The following is a 22,847-nucleotide window of genomic DNA, read 5'->3' as shown; positions in this document are numbered from 1 at the left end:
GCACATTATTACCCCTGTGGAAAACTCTGTGGAAAACCTGTGGAAACTCTGTGGAAAACTTGTGGAAATTCTACGAAGTCAGCTATTATCGTTGACCTTTAATCCGACATAAACTAAAGAATTTAAGCAGCTAGAAGTCCTCAAGGCATTGGCATGCAAAAATTTTAGCTATCTTTATATTTCAAAAAAAATCCATATATCTTGCACCCAAAGACGCAAGTAAGTTATCCACAGGTCTTGACAGATGTGTACTTGAAATTGTGGTTTATCCTCCGTAAATCTGCCGAAATAAACCGCGTCGATCAGCCCCACCGACGACCAGCTGCCGCAGTAACTTGTAATGCCAATCGTAGAAAAAACTTTCACCCTGGGCCGCAATCGTTTGTAATCGGCTGATTTGGTCTAAGCTGGCCGCCGATTGTTTACCTTTTTGACCAAAGCAAACCGCCATCGGATGTTCCCACTGCTCAAAAAATTCTGTGAGCAGGTCGCGATCACGACGATTTAAGCTATTTGAATGCTTAAACGTTTGATAGAGCTGCTTTTCTGGCATTGCTTGTGGCTGCGTTAGGGCATCGCGTTTGAGCGTGCGCCACTGCTCTGCTAGCAAGGATGGCATCATGGCTAGGGTGTATTGCTGGTTAGGACCCAGGCTAACTTCACCAATAGTCGTAGTACCTTCCAATCGCACAAAATCATAGAGGTCTGTAAAAAACGGCTGCATTACTTCACGTTCCACAGCAGCGCTCAGACGCATTCCGGCTTCTGAATAATCGGCAATATCAGGATCTGCCCCCTCGGACTCCAGCATGTGATACGTGCGATAGGCGGAGCAAAGCTCCTTTTGGGAATCTGGCTGCATGCAAAACCAAACGCTATCACCCAGGGCCTTACGTACCTCCTGCTTGATGACGGTGGGATCGGGGGGCGGCACTGTCCGCCGGGGTTGATCGGTTTGTAATTGGACAATATGGGCTTCCTGGTTTGCGATCGCGGCCTGCTGCTGTTGCAGTTCCGTTTGCAACTGCTGAAATGCCGTCTGCTTTTCCTCAGACAGCTGAGTAATCTTATCCTCTAGCATTTGAATTTGCTGGTTGAGCGTCGCGATTTGACTATCCTTTTCTTGGAGAAGCGCATTTTGCTCTGCCAGTAGCTCATCTTTGTGGATTAACAAGCTCGTTTTTTGTTTCAGCTCCAGCGCATTTAACCCAGCCCGCAACAAATTGAAATAGTAAGTGTCGGACAAATCCACCACTTCAGGCGTCTCATTCGGCATATACAGGACACCACGGCGCTGGACCAGCTGCACCACCAACAAATGCCCCTCCCAATTACGAATCTGCAATTCTTGGGAATTGTCGTGTTCAATAGTACTGATGTAGCGGCGTTTGCTATAAACAAATTCAGCATGGGTAGCCGCCACTGGCAAACTATCCACAGCACTCGCCTGGGATGACGATACGAAGGACTCGATGATCGGCGCAGGCTCAGCCACTTTAGGACTCTGGCCATTCACCGGAGGGAGTTCCAAGGATCGATCCGTTGAGTGTTTAGGGCTAACCGTCAGCGAATCTGTCGGCTGTGGCAGCGGCTGCGCAACCGGGTTCCCACTAACAGGTGCACTATCGCCAGCCACCGGAGTCTCCACTACATTACTCACGGCTTCTGACCAAGGTGGAATTGAACCAGCAGTCAAGTCTGGCTGAGCCAGCTTTAAGCCAACCAGTTCCAGCTCTACAGATTGTTTACCTTGCCACTCATTCAGACGAATTTTGTAAGCAATATCGATCTGATGGGGCAGTGGATGATACTCGGCCCAACGCCAGGCAATGGCTTTAATGGACGTTACTTGACGTGTCTCTGGATGGGTGTGCGCCAGAGTCAGCTTGAGATGTCTGCGATCTTTGCCCACAATCTGCTGCTCAATCACATTTACCAAAGGCGTCCAAAACATAGGCTCAGAATTTTGGATACCACAGGGATGCAGACAATCGATTTGTTCGTAAAGACTGAGCGTAATATCCGCCAGATTCGCTTTAACATCGACGGTGACCAGAGGCTTGAGATATTCTGGCTGCAGATGTTGACAAGCAAAATGACTTAGCCGCGCAGTCACCTGGCGCAGGTTTTTCGCTGCAAAGGTAAATCCTCCTGCAGCCCGGTGCCCACCGTATTTACCCAACAAATCATCACAGGCCTGTAGCGCTTCAAACACATTAAATTCAGGAATGCCACGGGCTGAGCCGCGAATTTCTTTTTGTTCTTTATCTTCATAGGTGCCAATAAACACAGGCACGCCGTAGCGTTCAACTAAACGCGAGGCAACAATTCCAATCACGCCGTGGTGCCAGTCGGGTTGAACCACTACCAGCACCCGCTGTTGTTGCAGGTCGAGTTTACCCTGGGTCTGTTGTTGCTCACACCAAGCTACTGCCTGGGTTTCAATCAGCTCACACATGCGCTGTCGCAGGGTGTTAGTCTCTTCACACTGCATGGCCCGCTGCAGAGCAATTCCCACATCTTCAGTTGTGAGCATATCAATAACAATCTGCGGATCAGCGATTCGCCCCACCGCATTGATGCGAGGTCCCAGGCGAAAGCCAATCGCTTCAGGCTTGAGGGCCTTTTTACCCTGATCTAGCCCAGCCACCTCAATCAGCGCCTGAATCCCTGGAATCCGAGACTTTGGCAACAACTGTAGCCCTCGCCGCACCCAACGACGGTTAACCCCTACCAGGGGAGCTAAATCAGCAATGGTTCCCAGGGTAAACAACTCCAATGATGACGCCGTGAGATCCTGGGTGCGATTGAGCGCCTGGGCCAGACATACCGCCAGAATATACGCCACACCGACACCTGCCACACCATAGTAAGGAGAAATCGTCGGCAACAGTTTTGGATTGAGGATAGCCTGGGCCGGAGGCAGTTGTTCTGGCAGATCGTGGTGGTCGGTAATAATCACCGTTAGCCCCAGCTCCACCGCCCGAGCAATCGGTTCATAGGCCGCAATGCCATTATCTACGGTGAGAATTAATCTCACCCCTTCCTGATAAAACTCTTCCACAATACGCCGGTTGATACCGTAGCCTTCTTGCATGCGGCTAGGAATGGCATAGTGAGCATCGGCTCCTAGGTGCCACAAAGCCCTCAGCAGCAAGGCCGTACTGGTCATGCCATCGGCATCATAGTCACCACAGATGGCAATTTTGTGCCCCTGCTCAATGGCCGTCGCCAGCAGATCTACGCTACGCAGTAAATCTGGAAACTCATCCAGGGGGGATGGTAGCTGCTGCGTTTCCGGATCAAGATACAGCCAGGCCTGCTCCGGGGTTTGAATCCCCCGGTTAATTAGCACCTGGGCCAGTAACGGCGAGAGCTGAGTCACCGTTGCCATCCGCTGCGCCTGCTGTACTTGGGGTGGAAAAATCTGCCATCGCTGCTGGGGAATCTTAGCAGCGACCGATGCTTGCGTAGCGATGGAGGTGGCAGTGGGTTCGGTCAAGACAATCGATGGGCGATGAGCTGGGTATGGGCGGTTGAAATGTTGAGGCTGGAGTGTAGTTTGGAGTTAGCAGACTCTGGTTTAGCTGCTACAGAGTATCGATAATGGGCAATTAATACAAGCTATATTTTGTCGAGGGTCGCTAACGCTTAAGCACGTCTGCAGAACCAGCCCCTCAAACTTCAAACCCCACTTTCAATATAGTTCATGCGAACTAATAAAGATCCTGATTATCGGCCCAGTAATTTTGTCGGTGTAGGCCGCGCTTTTTGAGTCGTGCCATAGAGACGATAGGTATCTGCCCGTCTGGTCTCCATGTCATTTTCAGCAATCCGGGCAACGTAGTTCACTTTCACTTCTTCCAGTAAAGCATCCAGCAACTCCTGCAGCTCCTCTAGAGTGTTCCCCTGGCGCATTTCATCCCGCAGATTTTTACCAAAGCTCTCGACTAGTTTGGTAAACAGGGCCGCCCCTTGCTCATCTGCCAATGCCTGCTGCAAAGCACCGTAGAGATTTTTGGAGACTTCTGCGGAAATCTGCTGGGTGATCTGAGTAGACAGGGTGGTAAACCCTGGCAACAACTTCAACCCTTGATAGGCTGGAGCCTGGGCAAGCGCTCCAGTAACGCTATGGCTTAGCACTGCATCGATTTCCGGTTTGATCTCCGGTAAAACTTTATTAACGATGATGTCGCTGATTTTCTGGGCAATCGTTTGGACTTCGTTGACATCATTTAGGTCAATATAGCCTTGCTGGCTGGTCAGCTCAAACAGCCAGCGGCTGATCTGACCCTCTTTAATCAGGTTTTGCACCTGGTCAATCATGCGTAGAAAAACGACCTCAGTCAGTTCGACCGCAAACTGACTAATCAAAATACGATTCAGGCGACTCTGAATTGGATCAAGATGGGACAACTGGGCTTGATTGGAACGCACCACCACCGGAATCACCCGCAGCCAGCGCCAGAATGGCAGAAATAATGGAGCATCGTATATTCGCCACAGCATGGCATCTAGCCAAGTCGTGTTGGCATGGCGACGGCTGAGATATAGGGTGCGCCCCAGAAATTCAACTGCAAATAGGGCAATAAAGGGAAGATCGATAATCCAGAAGCGGTCGGTGGGCAAGCCATTGAACCCAATCCCCCGCCAGTAATTGGTCTTGATCCGCGGTCGAACCTCCGTATCAAAAAAGTCCAGTTGCTCGCGCCAACCTTGCTCCAGGTATGCCTCACTCCAGAACATGCGAAAGGCATCTTTAGAGGAATTTTCCTGGCCTGTGTGATCGCGCATTTCCTTTTTAATCCGCTCCAGCGTGCCCGACTTATTCGCCACTGCAAACGGGTCTTCATCCACCAGGGTGACACTGCTCTGCCGCAGTACTGCTAGCTGCCGACGCGCCTCAGGCGATTCTAGCCCCAGCTCTTCAGCCTCTAAAATCTGCTTCAGTTCATCAACATCATCTAAGTAAGCCTCCGTCACCCGATGGGGTTCAATCCCCTTAAAGGTCCCTCCATACAAGGTGGTTAGCTCTGGTAATACCCTGAGGTATTGATCACGAAACCGGATATAGCTGAGGTCAAAAAAGACCAGCAGTAGGTTTGCGGTTGCGATCGCAACCATCAACCGCTCAAACCACAGCTGAAACGTACGAACACGAGAAGATCGAGAACGAATTGATGTCATAGCGGGGGCAGCACAGCACACATAGTCCTAGCCTAGCCGCCCGCTGCTGCCAGGATGTGTAACCCACGATAGACTTAAACAAGTAACGAAATATTACTTAATAAACGCCTTCAATCTACCCATGACCATCGCAGCCGCCCCCGCCATCGGAAATACCTGGACCTGGCGTAACTTCACCGTCTACTACGTACGCGCTGGTGAGCCCCGCACCGATCGGCCACCGCTGCTACTGGTCCACGGCTTTGGCGCATCCACCGACCACTGGCTCAAAAACATCGACGAACTCCAGCAAGACTTTGATGTATGGGCTATCGATCTGATCGGCTTTGGCCGGTCGTCTAAGCCGTCAGGTGGCTATAGCTCTGATCTATGGCGTGACCAGCTCAGCAACTTTATCGAGCAGATTATCGGTCGACCAGCCGTGATTGCAGGAAATTCCATCGGCGGCTACAGCTGTTTGTTTACCGCCGCCACTTGCCCCCAATGGGTCAAAGGTGCTGTACTGCTCAACGGTGTGGGCTCATTTAAAGATCAGATGCCCACCGAAGAGCCTAGTCCTCTCAAGAAAACCATTGGTGAGCTGATTAAAAACATTATCCTCAGCCCCATCCCCAGCTGGTTTGTCTTTCAATTTGTCCGCAACAAGTCCTATATTCGCAAAACCCTCAAACAGGTCTACGTGAATCAAGATGCAGTCACCGAAGAACTGATCGAGAACATCTATCGTCCAGCAACAGAAAGGGATGCGCCAGCTGCATTTGCCGCCTTGTTCAAGGCTCCAAGAGGTGAGCGAGTAGATGTATTGTTGTCGCAGTTAGAGCGCCCTCTACTGTTGTTGTGGGGCACCAAAGACCCTTGGATGAACTGCGAACAGCGCAGTCAGCTCTTTAGAAAGTATTACGATGATATTGAGGAACATTTTCTAGATGCTGGGCATTGCCCTCATGATGATCGACCTGAGTTAGTAAATCCGCTAATTCGGACTTGGACACTTCACAAAGTAATCAATTTGTAGATACTCTAAGCAATCTGGATTCAATAGATTCCCATTGCTGACGAGAAACTCGCACAGCAGCATTTTTACAATCGAGGATGAGCTTAACTGAGTAGAGATAATTGTCTAGTGAATGCGCATCCTCTGGAGTCAACATAAACGATTTATCAGCCAAATCAAACATATCGAAATACACTTTTGTACAGTCAAAAGCAAAGGCAATCCATTTCGATACTTCTGAATCGATTCCAGGTAATTGATCACTCAAATCACCAAATCTCTTGACTAGAGTCTTATTCTCTATCGTATCAGCGATTGCATTAACGATCGCAAGACTTGTAGCAAGAGTCTCCATATATTCACTCTTATTAAAATCTTTATTAGTTTTAAGAACCGGCACATAGGAACTAGAGCCCAAGACAACTGTTGCCAGAAAATCAGCAAGATCACCAACTCCAAGCGTATTTTCTTGACGAGTGGCAACAATAATATCCATGGTAGTAGCACTCGCACTCAGCGTTGCATTGACAATAGTGGAAACCCTAGAAATATAGTCAAGATAAGTGTTCGCAAGATTTATCATCCTTCCCTTGCTAACCATAGTGATAGCATTTTCGGAAGAAATATCAATGAATTCTAAACTGACGGTAAGTTGTGCGTTGATAAGCTTCAAGAATGAATGGAGAAAACGTGCCCTAACTAATATGGCATCACTTACAAAAGTATTGTCTTTGCCAAAAGGTTTAATAACCCAATTCAATAAGGATTGAAGATGCGGAGAATCAATCCAGTGACTCGCCTGACGCTGCATAAGTAGCCACATCTCATAACTACGTTTACCTAATAAGCCAGAAACCAACAAAAATACCTCTCGCCAACGTCTATCAGTTAAATGATGGCTCACCAACTTGCCTGTTATCCACTGATTGCTGATATATTGGGCCACTAGATATTCTTGCAATGTGAGATGCGAAAAGGAATAAGCATCTGGTGCGCGCTCAACTAATATTCCTTGCTGTTTCTCAATCGCCTTAAGCACCGCTACTCCATCCAAATATTTTGGAGCATTCAAAGTATCCTCTAAAAAACTTGAAACTCGTTCAACAAGTTCAGCTTTTGAGAAAAAGAGTTGATTCTCAGAAAAACTTTCATATGCAATCTCAGCCAGCAATTCTTTTTCCAAATCAGCATGAAATCCTTGATAAATTGGATCTTGCTCTAGCCTTTTTTCAGCAGCCCATTCCTTAAGCAAAATGTTCAACGCATCTCCATATAGAGTACTGCGCACTGTGGGTAAATTTTGGGAACGATCGTATGTCAAACAAAGAAACGTAAGCAATAGTGGTGTTTGCGCTAGTTCTTTTGCTGCTTCATTTTCAGGTTGACATAATAGATTCCAAAATCTCAGGGCTGTTCCTGCTTGAATATCTAGATCTGAGCTAAACCAACGTTTAATAAACTGCTCAATCTGTTCATCATCAAACTCTGCCATTGTTACATCGATAAATCGATTAAAGCCTCCCTTGTAGGCAGCAATACGACAGGAGCTGACAAAGCGATTTTGACTGTAGCGATCGCAAAAATCACGAACCTGATCAATTACATCATTCTCTTGCTTAGCAGGCACCTCATCCAATCCATCCAGCAAAACTAGTATTTTGCCTTCTGCTAAGAGTGACTCCACCAAAGTCTCCGGCCCAGGAAAACCGGCAATTTCTAACTCTTTAGTAATCGCCTGAGCAATCGTTTGTTCATCACTCTTAAATGACTTTAACTCAATAAAAACAGGCATCAGATCGTGGGCCAGATTTCCCTTCAGCGCTTCCAGTCCTAACTTGCGTAGAAAGGTACTTTTACCCACGCCAGGACCACCCAGCACCATCAAATACTGTTCTTGGTTGGCAGCATCTAAACCATCTTTCCGCTCATCACTACCAACTCGAAACCTCCGCTTGCCAGACTGACGATACATCTCCTCCAAGTCATCCAGCGTTGAGAAGTATTTCAGGTCCGAGTCACCTAAAAACTTTACCGCTGTATAAATCGTATCTAGGGGCATAGCTTCTTTCATAAGCCCCGGCAGCACTTTCACATTACAATGCCGCTCCAAATACTTCTGATGATATGCTTGCGCTGCACGTTCAGTCGCCTGCTGCACATAAAGTCGCTTTTGTTCATCATCAACGTGCTGCAACCCAGCATCATACTGATTCTTCAGCACATTCCAAGTCGTCTCAAAAATAGGGCCAATCACCCCATTAAGAGCATCACCTAGCATTGGCATCCCTCAGCCGCATCAGCCACAGTGTACTTACTTTTGCTAGAGATGTCGCTTTGAGATCTAAAAGGACTCTTATTTACTGAGAAACTAGCTCAGAAGCTTTCCATTCTTCATAGGCTGCTTGATCACCACCGAACGAATCGGCAGATACAGTCACTTTCCCTAGAGGCACTAATTCACTCTCCACAGGCACATAACGACATACACAAACAACAATCAACTCAAAGTGTCCCATCGGCAGCTCAGGAGTGTAGCTCTCAACCCGAGTAATCTCCCAATCCCCCTCACGGCAATGAGTACTCGCACCTGGAAACTGAGGATCAACGGATTCAGATACCGTCACATACTCTGTCAGTCGATGCCCAACTTCTGGTAACAGACCGTCTGCAGAGTCAAAGTGCTCTGCCAAAATAGCCGTAAACGTCTCATTAGAACCATTAACAAGCTTACGAGCCTCCCAACCGTGGGCATCCATAGTTTCAGCTTGATAGATGATGTATCGACTCATTAATCATCAGCTCCATAATCTAATCGAGACTTCGGAAATTCTGCCTCGCCATCAAAGATACAATTCACTTTCAGAATGGGATTTCCTGTCGATTGAATTGCCTTAAGCTTCCAACCATAGCGGGCTTCCATCTCCCTACATTTTTGTGGATCAGTAGCCGCATGGCTAGTCTGCTTAGACTTGTTCAACTCAGACATAGTTCACCCCTCACAATCACTTGCGTGACTTATCAGAGGCATGATCAGACTCAGACCATTCAACACCGGCTTGCTTAGCATCAAGCACGGCCTTTTCTAGCAAAAAAGCACACAGATTACTCAGCGGTCGGCCATCATAAGCAGCCCACTGCTCTAGAGCTTCCGCTAGGCGGTCTGGAAGGGTCACTTGCACACGTTTGGTCATAGCGGTCATGATACCGCCTCCAATCTACAGACACACTTATTACATCAATTAGACATCAATTTGTGTTTTAAAGCCACTAAAAAATGTAAACAGAGTCAAGATGGCTATTCTTTGACTTAAAACTTGATTAGATTTCTGTATCAATCTGTGTTGAATAGAAGCTGCAGATCCCTTCATGTTTCTATACAATATTTTTCTAATAGGAATTAATACTTAATCATCTAGTGCGTTTGTTCGTACTGGATGGTGTCTGTACGTTAAATAATTCAGTTTTATAAGCAGCGAGGGGTCAGCATGTATATCGTACAAATCGCCTCCGAATGCGCACCGGTAATCAAAGCCGGGGGTTTAGGGGATGTCGTCTATGGTCTCAGTCGTGAGCTAGAACTGCGTGGCCATACGGTAGAGCTGATTCTGCCCAAATACGACTGCATGCGTTACGACCATATTTGGGGTCTGCATGATGCGTACAAAGACCTCAAGGTGCCCTGGTATGGTGGCGAGGTGAAATGTGATGTCCACTGTGGCTGGGTTCACGGACGCCTCTGCTTTTTTATTGAGCCCCACGATCAGGACAACTGGTTCCGTCGTGGCAAATACTATGGCTGCGATGATGATCCCATGCGTTTTGCCTTCTTTAGTAAGGCTGCCCTGGAGTTTTTACAACAGAGTAATAAGCATCCGGATGTGATTCACTGCCACGACTGGCAAACGGGTCTGATACCAGTGATGCTGTTCGAAATTTACAAGTACCACGGGATGGAGCACCAGCGGGTGTGCTACACCATCCATAACTTTAAGCATCAGGGCAATGCCGGAACAGATGTGCTGTGGGCTACGGGTCTCAATCGCGCACCTTATTACTTTGACCACGAGCGCCTGCAGGATAATTTCAATCCCTTCGCCCTGAACTATATGAAGGGTGGCATCGTTTACTCCAATGCGGTCACAACTGTTTCCCCCCACCATGCCTGGGAAGCGCACCACGGCGATTTTGGCTATGGTCTAGGCCATACGCTCCACATCAACCAGCATAAGTTTAAGGGCATCCTCAACGGCATCGATTACAACTTGTGGAATCCCATGACGGATACCTACATCGCAGAGCCCTATTCGCCAGAAGCATTAGAAAATAAGCTTTATAACAAGAAAGCGCTGCGTGAACGCCTGATGTTAGGACACGATGACAAGCCTCTGGTGGCGTTTATTGGTCGTCTGGATGAGCAGAAAGGGGTACATCTTGTTCACCACGCTATGTATCGCGCCCTTGACCGGGGGGCGCAGTTTGTTTTGCTGGGCTCAGCGACTAACGCCAGCATTAACGATCACTTCCAATACGAGAAAGCCCATCAAAATGACAATCCTAACTGTCACCTGGAGTTGGGCTTTAATGAGGAGCTATCTCATCTGATCTATGCGGGTGCGGATATTATTGTGGTGCCCAGTAACTTTGAGCCTTGCGGCCTGACCCAGCTGATCAGCTTTAAATACGGTACCGTTCCCGTCGTACGCGGCGTTGGTGGCCTGGTGGATACCGTCTTTGATGTTGACTATGACGAGAATAAGCCGCCTGAAAAGCGTAATGGCTTTGTGTTCTACCAGTCTGATAACTATGCTCTGGAGTCAGCCATGGACCGAGCGTTAGACCTTTGGTACACCGATCGCCAAGGTTTCCAACAACTGCAACGTCAGGGGATGGCATGCGATTACTCCTGGAATATTCCCGGCGAACAGTACATTAAGATCTACGATTCAATTCGCCATCGGTAAGCCATAACATCCAGATCACAGGTCAAATAGCTGGCGAAAGTTTGGTTGGGACAATTGAGAGTCTTGCAGCTTTTACAAGTTCAGGGCTCGTCTTCATTCCTTCGACCTCATCTTTCCATCCTTCGCCATACAAACCCCAATCGTCCGAGTGGGCACTTTGAGGAAGCACATTTAGCGATCTTCAAAAGGGGTTATTTGCCATGTCTAGTGTTGGCCTGAATAAATGGACCGTCAGTGGTAATTTAGCTGCTGATGCCACTGTTAAGACGGTAGCGTTACGCAACGGTCGTCAGTCCAAGGTAGCAGACGCCACTATCTATGTCCGTGGGGTGAAGGATCGCAATGAGTCTTTTACTGTGCGGTTGAGTATTTGGGAAGGCTCTGCTGCCTGGCGTAAACTACGTTTCCTCAAAAAAGGTTCCCTCATTATTTGTACGGGCAGTGTAGAACCGACCCCCTATGTATCAAAGGTTGATGGTGCCCCCAAAGCGGGATTGACAATGGCTGTCCTTGATATTGACTTGGATGTGGTTAAGGACGCCAACGGAGAGGTTAGCCATGATCAGAAGAGAAGTGATGGCCAAGTGCCTATGGCCGTATAACTACGGAGTCATGTGGGAAAATTACGTAGCTTTTTTGGATATTAAGGGGTAGCTTTTGATGCTCTTCAACAAACTGACCTGATGTCTTTAAAGAAAGTTCAAGCAATTTTCTTTCAAGTGTTAGCGGATAGGTATTATCTGGGTTGAATGAGTGTGTAGACAAACGAATTATATTTAACCCACCCCCTATTACTACACCAATATACAGAAACGGGCCGAGTTGTCGTCACTGACAACTCGGCCTCTATACTTCTTATGACTTTTGGGTATAAAGACAGCGGGTTTGAATTTGGTAGGGTCGCACAGAGGAGCAGATTAGTGGGTCTTCTAGCAGATTCAGTGGCTCTCCTAGAGTCAACCCTAGACTGTTGGTCATAGACAGGGGGTCTTGCTCAGAGGCGACTCCATAGGCATCGTAGTATCGAGCGATGAACTGACTGGGATCGGCTTCACTTGGTTTGAGGGCAGCGAGGATGAGGTGGTTCGAGTCCAGGCTGAGGAAGCTGCGGCTGGCGGGGAAATCAGCCGATGCGTCAGAGGGTTGAACAGCGGCAGGGAGGTAGGACTGCAGGGGAATGTTGAGAGCACGGGCCTGGTGGGGGGTGCGGGCTGTTTGCCAGTTACCTGGATGGGGATAAATGGCGTAGGTAAAGTGGTGATGACCGCGATCGCAACCGGGATCTGGCCATAACGGGGCCTTCAGCAAGGTCAACCGCAGCTGGTTCGGCTGAGCATCAAACCCATGTTTACAGTCTGTCAAAATACTCAGACCAAAGGTGGCATCGCTTAAATCTGCCCAGCGTAGAGCAGGCACTTCCCACTTGGCTTTTTCATGTTCCGTAGTCGGGATAGTCGACCGCTCAATGGCACCAAAAGGTACCTCATAGGTGCCATGGTCCGCCTTGATGGTGACGGGAAAATTAACCTTAAGCACCACCTGAGTTTCCTGCCAGTCTACCCAGGTCTCTACTTTTAACCAGGGGGATTCGGCATCTAAACAGTAATCTTGAACAATAATCGACTGGTTTAGCTGGCGAGTAACTCGTAAACGCTGACGCATAGCGGTTCTAGCCAGCCATTCGAGTCCCAGCAGCTTTGCAGGGGCACAAGGGTTATTTGCATAATCAGGAGCAATATTCCACGCATCCCAGTATTGACCGCTATCCTCAAAACACTGAAGCTGATTGGCGGCTGTTGCAAACATCTCTCGCTCTGTTGCCAGATGGACACAGGAAATAATCTCTCCTGTGTCTGCAGATACAACAACTCGTAAACAGCCATTGTCTAAGACATATTCTTCTGTATTGTTTTTTTCTGTGCTGGATGCTTTTGTATTCTCTGTAGCATCAGCCACCAGGGCATATAAACGATATCCCACAGCGGGCACATCATTCGCGACAAAACTCAGGACTTGCCTCTCACTCTCAGCCTCTTCCACCAGGGGATTACTAACTCGACTGACTGCATAATCAACAGGCTGATCGGTTTCACAGTTAATGATCTGCCACCGCCCTAGGGGCACCTCTACATCTACCACCTCAGTGCGTGGCCAGCCATGGGCATTAAAGACGAATAGTGGCTGCCCCTGTGCTGATCCAGCTTGGTTAGTTAGGGTCTCTAAGGCACTGGTCAATACGTCTTGTGTCAAACGCTCTACCTGGGCCCACTCTTGATTGGCATCTTGGAAGACTTCAGGAATCGATGAGCCTGGCAAAATATCGTGAAATTGATTAAACAACAGCCCTTTCCAAGCTGTTTCTAACCTGTTTTTAGGGTATGGCTGCCCAGTGATTAACTGCGCCACGGTTGCCCATACTTCTGCTTGATATAGTAAATCTTCTCCACGTCGATTCTGTTGTTTTTGATCGCCATGGGCGGTATAGCAGCCTCGATGCAGCTCCAGGTATAGTTCGTCATCCCACAGGGGTAATTGGCCTAGAAATTGCTGGGAGACAGTCTCGGTACCGGGTGGATTAGACCTAGATAAGGCACTGGAGACAGTCTCTAGAAATTGTTGCGGGGTTGAAAATTGCACCTGGGGGAAAAATGGAGATTCTCGCCAGCGGCGGGCTTTGATTAACATATCGCGGGTGGGGCCACCGCCGTGATCTCCGACACCGGGTAGCCAGCAGGCGTGGGGACTCTCTGTTTTCTTTTCCCATCTGGCGGCATACGCCGCCATCTGCACCGGATCAAAATCTGTGCCAATCGGCGGCAGCGTCCAGCCTAAAATCTCACTGCCATCGGGGGCCTGCCATCGAAACAGCTCATGGGGAAACTGGGTAGTGTCGTTCCAGCGCAGTTTCTGGGTGGCAAAGACTTCTACACCGCCTAGCTTCAGCAACTGAGGCAGCTGCGCACAAAACCCAAAGGTGTCGGGCAACCAGGCAATTGAACTACGGGTACCAAATTTTTCCTGGCAGTAGCGCTGCCCATAGAGAATTTGTCGTGCGATCGCTTCTCCACTCACGATATTTAGTTCAGGCTCCACCCATAACCCCGCATCGATCGACCAGTTTCCGGCTTTCACCTGCTGCTGAATTTTACGAAATAGCAGCGGGCGATGGGCTTCTAACCAGGCAAATAATGCTGGGCTGGAGTGGGTGTAGGTCAGTTCAGGAAAATCCTGCTGTAGCGCTAGTACCGATTCAAAGGTGCGCTCTGCGGCTTGCCAGGTATCGGCTACGGGCCAGAGCCAGGCTAAATCTAAATGGGCATGCCCCACACAGTGGATCTGTCGCTGTTTGACCCAGTCGCCATAGGGCAGCAGACGTTGACGTAAGTGAGCTAGCCGCTGATGTAAATTACCGTGGCTAGTTTGCCACTCATCAAGCATTAGGGTTTCAACGGCAGCCAGTTTTTCGGGGGCAAGGGTTTGCAAATAGTACTGTAGAACCTGTAATTCGTCGGCCACAAAACCGGGTTCAGGGCTAATGGGGTGATTAGGGGCTTCGTAAATTAGCTGGGATCGCACCAAAGCCCCTGCATCATGTTTCGGGCTTTCTAAGCGCAGCACCACATCAAATGACTGCCCTGGCGTGACCGCCTCACTTAAACAAAGACGTGTAAAAAAGTCGAACAAATCTCCAGCCTGGGCCAACTCACCATTAAGATAAAGCTGTGCATCTTCAGCCCACCAGGCAGTGTCCAACCGTAGGGTTAACCCCTCTAGGGGATAACCATTCAGGGTGTGAGGGATCGTAAATCGCTGATATAAGAACACGACTTGCCCTTGAGGCCAAGCAATGTGCTGACGCTCATTTAACGACATCACATCCCATTGCGCCCCACACTCCATGGCCGCTGACAGGCTGCTCCCCAGCTCTTCAGAAAGACCATGCCATCGCATCTGCACATCCTGCTGAGTATAGGAGCGTAACTCGTGAATCAGGTTGGTCACAATTGAGGTGGGGGCGTTCATACTTCCGCTAAGATCGAACTAAGCTTGCTCAAGCATCTGAGGATACTTGCCATACAACTATGCCATCGTCGTCTCGCCCCTACAAAAGCAAATTACTCAGATTTGTCCTGCAACAGTGGCAACAGGGATTAGAGCGACAAGATCGAGCCTGGCGACAGCTGCAGTCAACTACCGTTTGGGGAGCCCAGGTGGCCGTCTTCCCGATCTATGCCATCATGCGATCGCTAGAACGGGCCAGATTTGTCTTGGGTCAAAGCCCAACCAAATCCGATCAGCCCACTGAACCCATGACACCAGCCCAGGGCAACGTCACCGATCTTGAGCACTCACTAACGGCGATTTTGACCCACACACAGCAGCTGCTCTCATCAGAACAAAGAGGTCAGCTAGCCATCGCTCCAAAAAGTAGTATTACTCGCACCGCTAAACATCTGCTGGTCACCGTAGTTGATCGGATTCGACAACAATTTCCCAAAAGATTTCAACCCGCTCGGGAGACGGCTGCCCTTGCCAAATCTCGCTATAGCTCTGGACAATTAACCCCTAACAAAAGACCACAACAAAAACGAGGACATTTAACCACCAGTGGTTCGGCTGACATTCATCAGGGTGCGCAATGGGGTCTTGCTCAAAATGGCACAACGTTGGCATCATCACTTAAAACTCGCAACCTGGTAGTGGTGAATCTTAAAAATGAAGTCTTTGATATTTTGACCCCTGAGCAACAGCAAGATTTGCAGCATTACATTATTCGGGTGATGCATGCTTACCAGCAATCGAGAACAATCGTCCCGCGTCAGCCTAAACAACTGTCTGTTAAAACTATTCTTGCCATTGGTGGAGTCTTTATAGCCGCGTTACCGATGGAGCTAAAAAAAGCATGGTTACAAGTAGCACCAGGACCAGAACTACCCGACCTGCCTGCCCCAACCTCTTCACCACAGCCACAATCACGGATTTTTTACCCCCAGTCATCGACACCCAGCACAGTCAAGATGCGGGCACGACACCTGCAAGGGGATACAGTCAATGGCATGGACCAGGTACAGCAGCGACTATCCAGTAATTCCCCGGATGCCTTTGAGGCCAACGTCAACGATGTTAGCTACCTGGAGCATCCCCTAGAAAAGATTCTGCGCTGGATTGATCGTGTTCTCACCTGGTGTGAGCACCGATGGCAACAGTGGCTTGAGCATAGAGCTAACATGGGATAGCCCGAACTGTTGTCTTGCAACTTGTTATGCTTAAATCTTGCTATCGTCTGTGTCGTCATCATTACACAGTCTTATTATTAAATCTTACGGTTATCTTGCCCTTCGCCTTACTGACCGCCTATATCAAGCTTTCAACCGTATTAAATGGCTACTCCGGAGGTCGCACCCTCAGACGTTCAACGGGTATTGACCTATTGATTACCTTATTTAGTGAGCCCTATTCAATTCCTTATGAAGGTATTCTGACAGAGATTTCTGAAATTGTTTGGTGCTTTCCTATCGCTCTTTGTTTTTTTTCTGCTAGTCTGTTGCATCACCGACAGCTGCGGCGCTATTTGATGTATTTCGGTACGTTTTTAGCCCTGTTACTGATAGATGATGCATTTCGGATAACACTTATTCTCCACTTTTTACTGGATATTCCTAAGGTGCTGATGTATGGCCTCTATAGTGCGGCTGGAGTTGCGATCGCAACCTATTTCTGGCGAACAATCCTCACCACACCCTATGGCCTCCTAGCCATTGCCGGTAGTCTCTTAACTCTTTCAGCCGCCGCCGATTTCTTACCCATCAGCGGTATCGGCACCCCCATCATGCTAGAAGACGGCACCAAACTCCTGGGTCTGGTAAACCTCACCATCTATTGCTGGCAATCAGCCAAAAGCGCTGTGGTCCAATCCTTACCTGATACCTCTACACCATAAAGCGTTGCCAAAAATCTATCTTTACCAAACCCTTCAGCCACCCACACTTAAATGATTCCCCCATCCACCCATCACTCATCCACCTATCTACAGCCCAACCTGAGACTTTATTTTTACAATCCCCTACTGTTTAGTAAGCACTCTCCTAAACCTGGCAGCTATCAATCACAGCCTGCAACTTTTCCACCAAACGATTCACATAGGGCTCATCCAGCATCATCTCATGAGTACTCTCAAATGGATGGATTCTAAATTCACGTTCAACTACCCTATCCCAGCCCCATAACAGCTCGTCCATATCAGTGACTGGATTCACCTTTCTAAAGGAAGCCGGTGAATAGGGTTTGGAAACTGGCACATAAGTATCCATAGTGGATACCAAGAAATCAATATCGCCATCATAGGGCGGAGGATTATAGGTCGCCTGGGCTCGCAGAAAAGTCTCAAAAAACCGATCTTTAATATAGGCATTACGCTGAGAAACATCCTCCAGCGAGCGCTCGGAATCCAGCGTTGCTGAACTCAGCACTGTCAACGATGAGCTAGTTATTATTGTTTCTGAATCACCCAGTTCATTTTGATCAGATGTTGTTGCATGGGAGCTAAATCTTAGTAAGTCTAACAGTTTTTCAGCATAGGGCTTCAGCCTGGAAAACGGCTTTAACCAAACAGATCGACGCATTGAACGGACACGGAATTCAATAGCGTAACCAATCTTGCGCCACAGGTATAACAGCAGGGAAACGTTGTACCAGACATCTAATACACCGGGTTTGAAAGTAGGCTTGTGGAAATAATATCGACGGCGAGGCAGCCAATAATTTTTATAGGCTGGAAATGTGGTATCTAGCATCACCAAAAGACCCACTTCATGCCCCTGTTGTTTCAGCTGTCGTGCCATTTCATAAGCAACAACGCCACCTGTACATTGACCTCCCAATAGATAAGGCCCCTGAGGTTGCTGTTTCAACACTTCAGTCACATAATGGGCTGCCATGGCCTCAATTGTTTCTAATGGCTCAGTCACACCATCTAAATCTCTGGGACGCAAGGCATAGAAGGGCCGATCAATATCCAAATATCGCACTAGCTTTTCAAAGCAAACAATGTCACCAAAGCCAGCATGGACAAAAAATAACGGTGCTCGGGTACCTTGTGTGCGAATCGCAACCAGCGAAGCCCAATCATCTGAGGCTTCTGACTGAGCTAGTACCTGGGCAAGCTGCTCAATCGTAGGGGATTGGAACAACGTCGCCAGCGGTAGCACTCGACCAAAAGATTGCTCAATCTGTAAGAAGAGTCGAGCGGCCAGGACCGATGTCCCTCCTAGCTCAAAAAAGTTGTCATCGATGCCAATAGAATCCACATCCAGTACAGTCTGCCAAATCTGGACTAATTCCTGCTCAACTGGATTACGGGGTGCAGTTTGACCCGGATTTTTAGCCGCCACTATGGTCGATAGCTGTTCACGGTCAAGCTCACCCGTCACTGTGAGGGGTAACTCAGGCAGTACTGTAAACTCGCAGTGACTCGGTGTATCAAACCGTTCGTCAACGATGGTGGTTGGAGCTAGATGGTTAGTTGGATGCCCAATCGCTAAGGTGCCATAGGCTTGAAAACGATGGGTTAACGCCACGGGCACATTTTTTAGACATTGCACAGGTCGCTTAGTACCATCTAGACCAAAAATCAGCTGGTATTTGCGATGGGTCAAGCCAATCAAAAGCGAATCAAGGCCCTGGTGTACTGACATGGCCATTTGTCCTTGAGCGCGGCGGGCATCTGTGCCTTGATATCCTTTATTCACACCAATCTGTGACCAGGTACTCGACCCAAAACAGTAGCTCTGCAGTCCCGCTTCACAGCGCTGATACTGACTAAAGCTTTCTAGAAAACTGTTGGCAACTGCATAGCCCCCCACAGTAGCGCCACCAAACAGGCTAATCACAGACGATAAGCTGACAAAAAGACAGCTCTCCTGCCCCATAGCCAGTTGATGTAAAGACCAGGTACCCTGCATTTTTGGTCTGAGTGTATCTGCTAGCGAGGCCTGGCTTTCTTGAAGTAACAGTCTTTCTGGCGCAGTACCTGCTAAATGAAAGATGCCGTTGAGTGGTACTTGCCACTGGGATTTAAGCTGTTCAACAACTTTGAGTAGTTGATCAAACTCACAAATATCTATGGCGCTATATTGAATGCGATCGCAATCAATCGCCTCCAACAAAAGCAAGTTTCGAATCCGTTCTGCCGTTTTATCATCCTGAGTTAATCGCGTTGACCATTCTGAACGCTCCGGCAGCGGAGAGCGACCCAACAGCAATAAGTGAGCCTGATAGTGACGCATCAGATATTGAGCAATTTCAACCGCAACGCCTCCTAATCCTCCGCTGATAATATAAAATCCACCAGGCTGAATAGGAATATCCTGGGCTGGCTCATCATTAAAGCCCACAGGTTGCAGCCGAGGAACTCGTCTGAGACCGTCACGAACAGCCACCTCTCGTTCTTGTTGCAGAACCTGCAGCTCATCCACAATATAGGTAACATTCTCTTGGATCGGCGCAATCGCTAGATCAAGGTGACGACAGTCTAACCAGGGAATTTCTTTCGAGATGGTCTTAACCAGCCCTAGTAGAGGGCTCTTTTCATAGGCTACCGATTCTTGGTCGTGGGTGGCCTGGGCGTTGCTAGCGACTATTTGTAAACGGATGGGTTGAGTAGCATGGTCAGGTTGTGACGCCAATGTCTGAACTAGCCATAAAACACTATATAGACCTAGATCTTGAGTAGTCACCAACTCTTCTAGACTGTTACCAGACAACAACTCACCATATTGCCAACAGTGAACAATCTGCGTAATAGGCTGATCTCGCTTTGATAGGGCTGCCCATAGCTGTTCATAGTGTTGAGGATTATGGGGATTCAGGGTATATCCCTCAGCCGTCAGCTGACTAAATTCAGCCCCTGCTTCCACCAGCAAACAAGCATCTTGAGAACTCGCCAATTTCTCCTGCAGCGCCTGACCCAACCCTGAGGAATCAGCAAGAATCAGGGTTAATCCTGTAACAGACTGAGCACTTTCGCCATGGGCAGATTTAGCGACCCAAACTTTCTCGTAAAACCAGTCAGGAATCGTATTTTCATTCGCCAGCAAGATATCAGTTTGCTTAACTCGCTGATCAAAGTGGCCAGTTTCAAACTGCTGTTTTAGCTTCAGGCGTTGCAGCTTACCAATGGAGGTTTTAGGTACTTCATCTTGAGCGACAGGAATTAAGTATGTTGGACTAATGCCTAGCGATCGCACCACATGGCTACGAATCTGACGTAGCAACGAAGCTAAATCCGACTGCGCCTTGGATGGATTAAAGAAAATCAGCAACAGATCCGTATCCTGACCAGGTCGACGCACACCACAGGCAACAGTGAAAGAAACTTCAACGCCTTCAACTGTCTCAACAACGGCCTCAATCTCATGGCTATAGTGATTTAGGCCATTAATAATGATGACATCTTTCTCACGGCCAGTAACCGTCAAACGTCCCGCTTGCAAATATCCCAAATCACCGGTTTTAAACCATCCATCTTGAGTAAATACAGTTTGATTGAGCGCATCATTTTCATAATAACCAGATAGCACCATCGGCCCTTTAATCTGTAGCCGCCCCGTCGTATTCTCTGGTAAGAGCTGATCTTGGACATCTACCACACGCATCTGAAACCCTGCGGTTGGAGCCCCTACTTCCACCGCAGTTGCCTCCGGTGTCAATGACAACAGATAGCGGTGAGAAAATGTAACAGCAGCACAGGTTTCAGACATGCCCCAGGCAGAATGCATTTTCTCTGGAGTTATACCAAAACCAGATAGCAGTTCAGAAAAGCGCTGGGCTGTCCTGGGAACAATGGCCTCTGCAACACTCAGCATCGAACGCAGAGAAGACAGATCCCACTTACGTCGCTGAATTTCATCAGCATGATCGTTAATCAGACCCAAAGCGAAATTCGGAGCCCACGCAAACGTCACTCGGTATCGCTCAATCCAATCCAGTAGCCTCAGGGGCTGCTCCAACACCAGCTCTGCTGGCGCATGCACTTGATGAGAGCCCACATAAATATCTCGGATAGAACACCGTACCAGACTCCCGACATGATCCAGACGTAACCAGTTTAGGGAAATATCTCGACTCGTAAACTGATTCACCTGAGCACTGGCGGCAACATTACTCAAAATATTTTGATGGGTCAAACTCACACCTTTGGGCTTACCTGTGCTCCCCGATGTAAATAACAAAACCGCTAAATCATCAGGCCGACTCTCATAGCTAGGCACCTGACCTTTGTCTTGCGGCAACATTTCAGATACAGTTAAGGCCTCAAGCGTCTGCAGCCGAAATGCCGTCAGACTTAAATCAGCACTCAGTTTTTCCAACTGTTGACCTACGTGCTCATTGGTAAAAATAAGAGGCTTTTCCAGCTGTTGCCAGGCATTACACAGCTTTTGCACCACCGCATTACCAGGCTCATACACTGGCGCAATCGAGATTGGTACGGGCACAAAGCCCCCCAGCATGCAGGCCCAGAAGGCTGGTATGTAGTCCTGATTATTATCAAACTGAAAAATTATCTTTTCCTGGGATTTGATCCCTAATTGCTGTAACCCACTCAGAATATGTCTGGCCTGAAATAACAACTCAGGGTAGGTTTGCACCTGCTCAGTATCATCCGTACCAATATAGGTAATCCCCCGCATTGGGAACTTCTGAGCCGTATGCTGCAGCGCTTGAGCCAAATTTAGAGGTAGTGGCCGATCTAGCCTTAAGTCTTCTCCAATCGCAATAGATAGCCTCTGAGATTTTTCATCAGCCTCAAGAGATGTCGAGCCAGATGAAGTTGTCAATGTCACCGACAGCTCTGTAGTCGGCTCTTCTCTAGTCAGGTGGTTATCTGGTAAAACCTCAGTCAAATGTAAGCGAGAGAGTTGCTCTACTTTGGGTTCAACAGTAACCACAACTTGCTGCACATCAGAGCAGGATTGCCAGTACTGTTGCCAACGTTCTGATAACCCCGCATCCAATGACGATAAATTAGCCAGGGCTACATCATCCACATCACCATTATCTAATAGCGGTACATGGGTAATAGGGATAATCTGAATCTCCGGCAGCGGATATTGAAACTCAGATTCCAGATACGATTTCAGCCGGTTCTCACTAAACGTTCCCAGTAGTACGACATAAATAAGTAAAGATTGGTGTGATGAGTCTTCACGCTGTCTCAATCGCACTACGCAGTCGAGAATGGCATCCTGCTTCAGTAAGACAGTCGTTAACTGATGCTCAATTACAGATGATTGGGAAGACATGTCGTGGTAGCAAGATATTGGATATTAAATTGGCTAGTAAGAAAAATAATTCAGTTACACAAGTGCATCAAACTGGCTTTACCTCAGCCAGAACCACCACAAACATAGCTGCGATCGCAATTAGCCAAGGGTAAAAACTGTTGTCTCAGTTACTAAATTACACAATAAATACAATTTATAGCGAACCTCGCTCGGATGAGTGAACTCAAAATACCCCACCAGGCTCTAATCCTAATAGACATCATCTATCATCAGTCGAGCCACTCTAGTGATGCAACAGCCTTGGAACGAAGCAACTATTACCACCTATATGCGGCTCAAGGCAGTAGCATGAAAGCCAAGCTGGTATAGCCCTCCGTCCCCCAGAGCAGATATTTCTCCATAGGCACCCGAGCAAGGCTCCCT

13 protein-coding genes are annotated in these 22,847 nt (G+C 48.2%); 5 read left to right on the top strand and 8 right to left on the bottom strand.

Annotated features, from left to right (window positions below):
- Positions 1 to 265: 265 nt before the first annotated feature.
- Both recJ and N836_RS53725 read right to left on the bottom strand, forming a co-directional pair.
- Entirely contained in the window at positions 266 to 3,502 is a 3,237-nt protein-coding gene (recJ, locus tag N836_RS53730) for a single-stranded-DNA-specific exonuclease RecJ (protein WP_023073117.1), read from the bottom strand.
- A 230-nt stretch (positions 3,503 to 3,732) separates the two neighbouring features.
- The gene (locus tag N836_RS53725; RefSeq protein ID WP_023073116.1) at positions 3,733 to 5,187 is read right to left on the bottom strand and encodes a hypothetical protein; all 1,455 of its coding nucleotides are present in this window, start codon (positions 5,185 to 5,187) and stop codon (positions 3,733 to 3,735) included.
- 121 nt (positions 5,188 to 5,308) lie between these two features.
- Between N836_RS53725 and N836_RS53720 the strand changes: the two genes are divergently transcribed.
- Positions 5,309 to 6,202 (top strand): alpha/beta fold hydrolase, encoded by an 894-nt coding sequence (locus N836_RS53720; RefSeq protein ID WP_023073115.1) that lies wholly within the window; start codon positions 5,309 to 5,311, stop codon positions 6,200 to 6,202.
- On the opposite strand, the gene N836_RS53715 is transcribed toward N836_RS53720, so the two are convergent.
- The 4 genes from N836_RS53715 to N836_RS53705 all read right to left on the bottom strand — a co-directional run bounded on the left by N836_RS53715 (position 6,192) and on the right by N836_RS53705 (position 9,381).
- Positions 6,192 to 8,459 (bottom strand): NACHT domain-containing protein, encoded by a 2,268-nt coding sequence (locus N836_RS53715; protein ID WP_023073114.1) that lies wholly within the window; start codon positions 8,457 to 8,459, stop codon positions 6,192 to 6,194. The two genes, N836_RS53720 and N836_RS53715, sit on opposite strands and share 11 nt — an antisense overlap.
- Before the next feature lie 79 nt (positions 8,460 to 8,538).
- Positions 8,539 to 8,970, bottom strand: coding sequence for a hypothetical protein (locus N836_RS53710; RefSeq protein ID WP_023073113.1), 432 nt, complete (start codon positions 8,968 to 8,970; stop codon positions 8,539 to 8,541).
- On the bottom strand, positions 8,970 to 9,167 hold the full coding sequence (locus N836_RS0138195; protein ID WP_031292863.1) for a hypothetical protein: 198 nt from the start codon (positions 9,165 to 9,167) through the stop codon (positions 8,970 to 8,972). The genes N836_RS53710 and N836_RS0138195 overlap by 1 nt, the downstream gene beginning before the upstream one ends.
- A gap of 16 nt (positions 9,168 to 9,183) precedes the next feature.
- Complete coding sequence (locus N836_RS53705; RefSeq protein ID WP_023073111.1) at positions 9,184 to 9,381, bottom strand: ribbon-helix-helix domain-containing protein; 198 nt, start codon at positions 9,379 to 9,381, stop codon at positions 9,184 to 9,186.
- 285 nt (positions 9,382 to 9,666) lie between these two features.
- On the opposite strand from N836_RS53705, the gene glgA reads away from it, so the two are divergent.
- Both glgA and N836_RS53695 read left to right on the top strand, forming a co-directional pair.
- The gene (gene glgA, locus N836_RS53700; RefSeq protein ID WP_023073110.1) at positions 9,667 to 11,142 is read left to right on the top strand and encodes a glycogen synthase GlgA; all 1,476 of its coding nucleotides are present in this window, start codon (positions 9,667 to 9,669) and stop codon (positions 11,140 to 11,142) included.
- Between the two features lie 200 nt (positions 11,143 to 11,342).
- Positions 11,343 to 11,744, top strand: a complete 402-nt coding sequence (locus N836_RS53695; protein ID WP_023073109.1) for a single-stranded DNA-binding protein — start codon at positions 11,343 to 11,345, stop codon at positions 11,742 to 11,744.
- 253 nt (positions 11,745 to 11,997) lie between these two features.
- On the opposite strand, the gene N836_RS53690 is transcribed toward N836_RS53695, so the two are convergent.
- Entirely contained in the window at positions 11,998 to 15,165 is a 3,168-nt protein-coding gene (locus N836_RS53690) for an alpha-mannosidase (protein WP_023073108.1), read from the bottom strand.
- A 59-nt stretch (positions 15,166 to 15,224) separates the two neighbouring features.
- Between N836_RS53690 and N836_RS53685 the strand changes: the two genes are divergently transcribed.
- Positions 15,225 to 16,379 (top strand): hypothetical protein, encoded by a 1,155-nt coding sequence (locus N836_RS53685; protein ID WP_023073107.1) that lies wholly within the window; start codon positions 15,225 to 15,227, stop codon positions 16,377 to 16,379.
- Between the two features lie 26 nt (positions 16,380 to 16,405).
- The gene (locus tag N836_RS0138185; protein ID WP_023073106.1) at positions 16,406 to 17,083 is read left to right on the top strand and encodes a hypothetical protein; all 678 of its coding nucleotides are present in this window, start codon (positions 16,406 to 16,408) and stop codon (positions 17,081 to 17,083) included.
- Positions 17,084 to 17,228: 145 nt separating this feature from the next.
- Here the strand turns inward: N836_RS0138185 and N836_RS0138180 are convergent, their stop codons facing one another.
- Entirely contained in the window at positions 17,229 to 22,442 is a 5,214-nt protein-coding gene (locus tag N836_RS0138180; RefSeq protein WP_023073105.1) for an AMP-binding protein, read from the bottom strand.
- Positions 22,443 to 22,847: the final 405 nt, after the last annotated feature.

It is taken from the genome of Leptolyngbya sp. Heron Island J, from assembly GCF_000482245.1.
Lineage (GTDB): Bacteria > Cyanobacteriota > Cyanobacteriia > Phormidesmidales > Phormidesmidaceae > Leptothoe.
The sequence above is the reverse complement of the archived record's forward strand: the minus strand, read 5'-3'. Positions and strand labels throughout refer to the sequence as shown.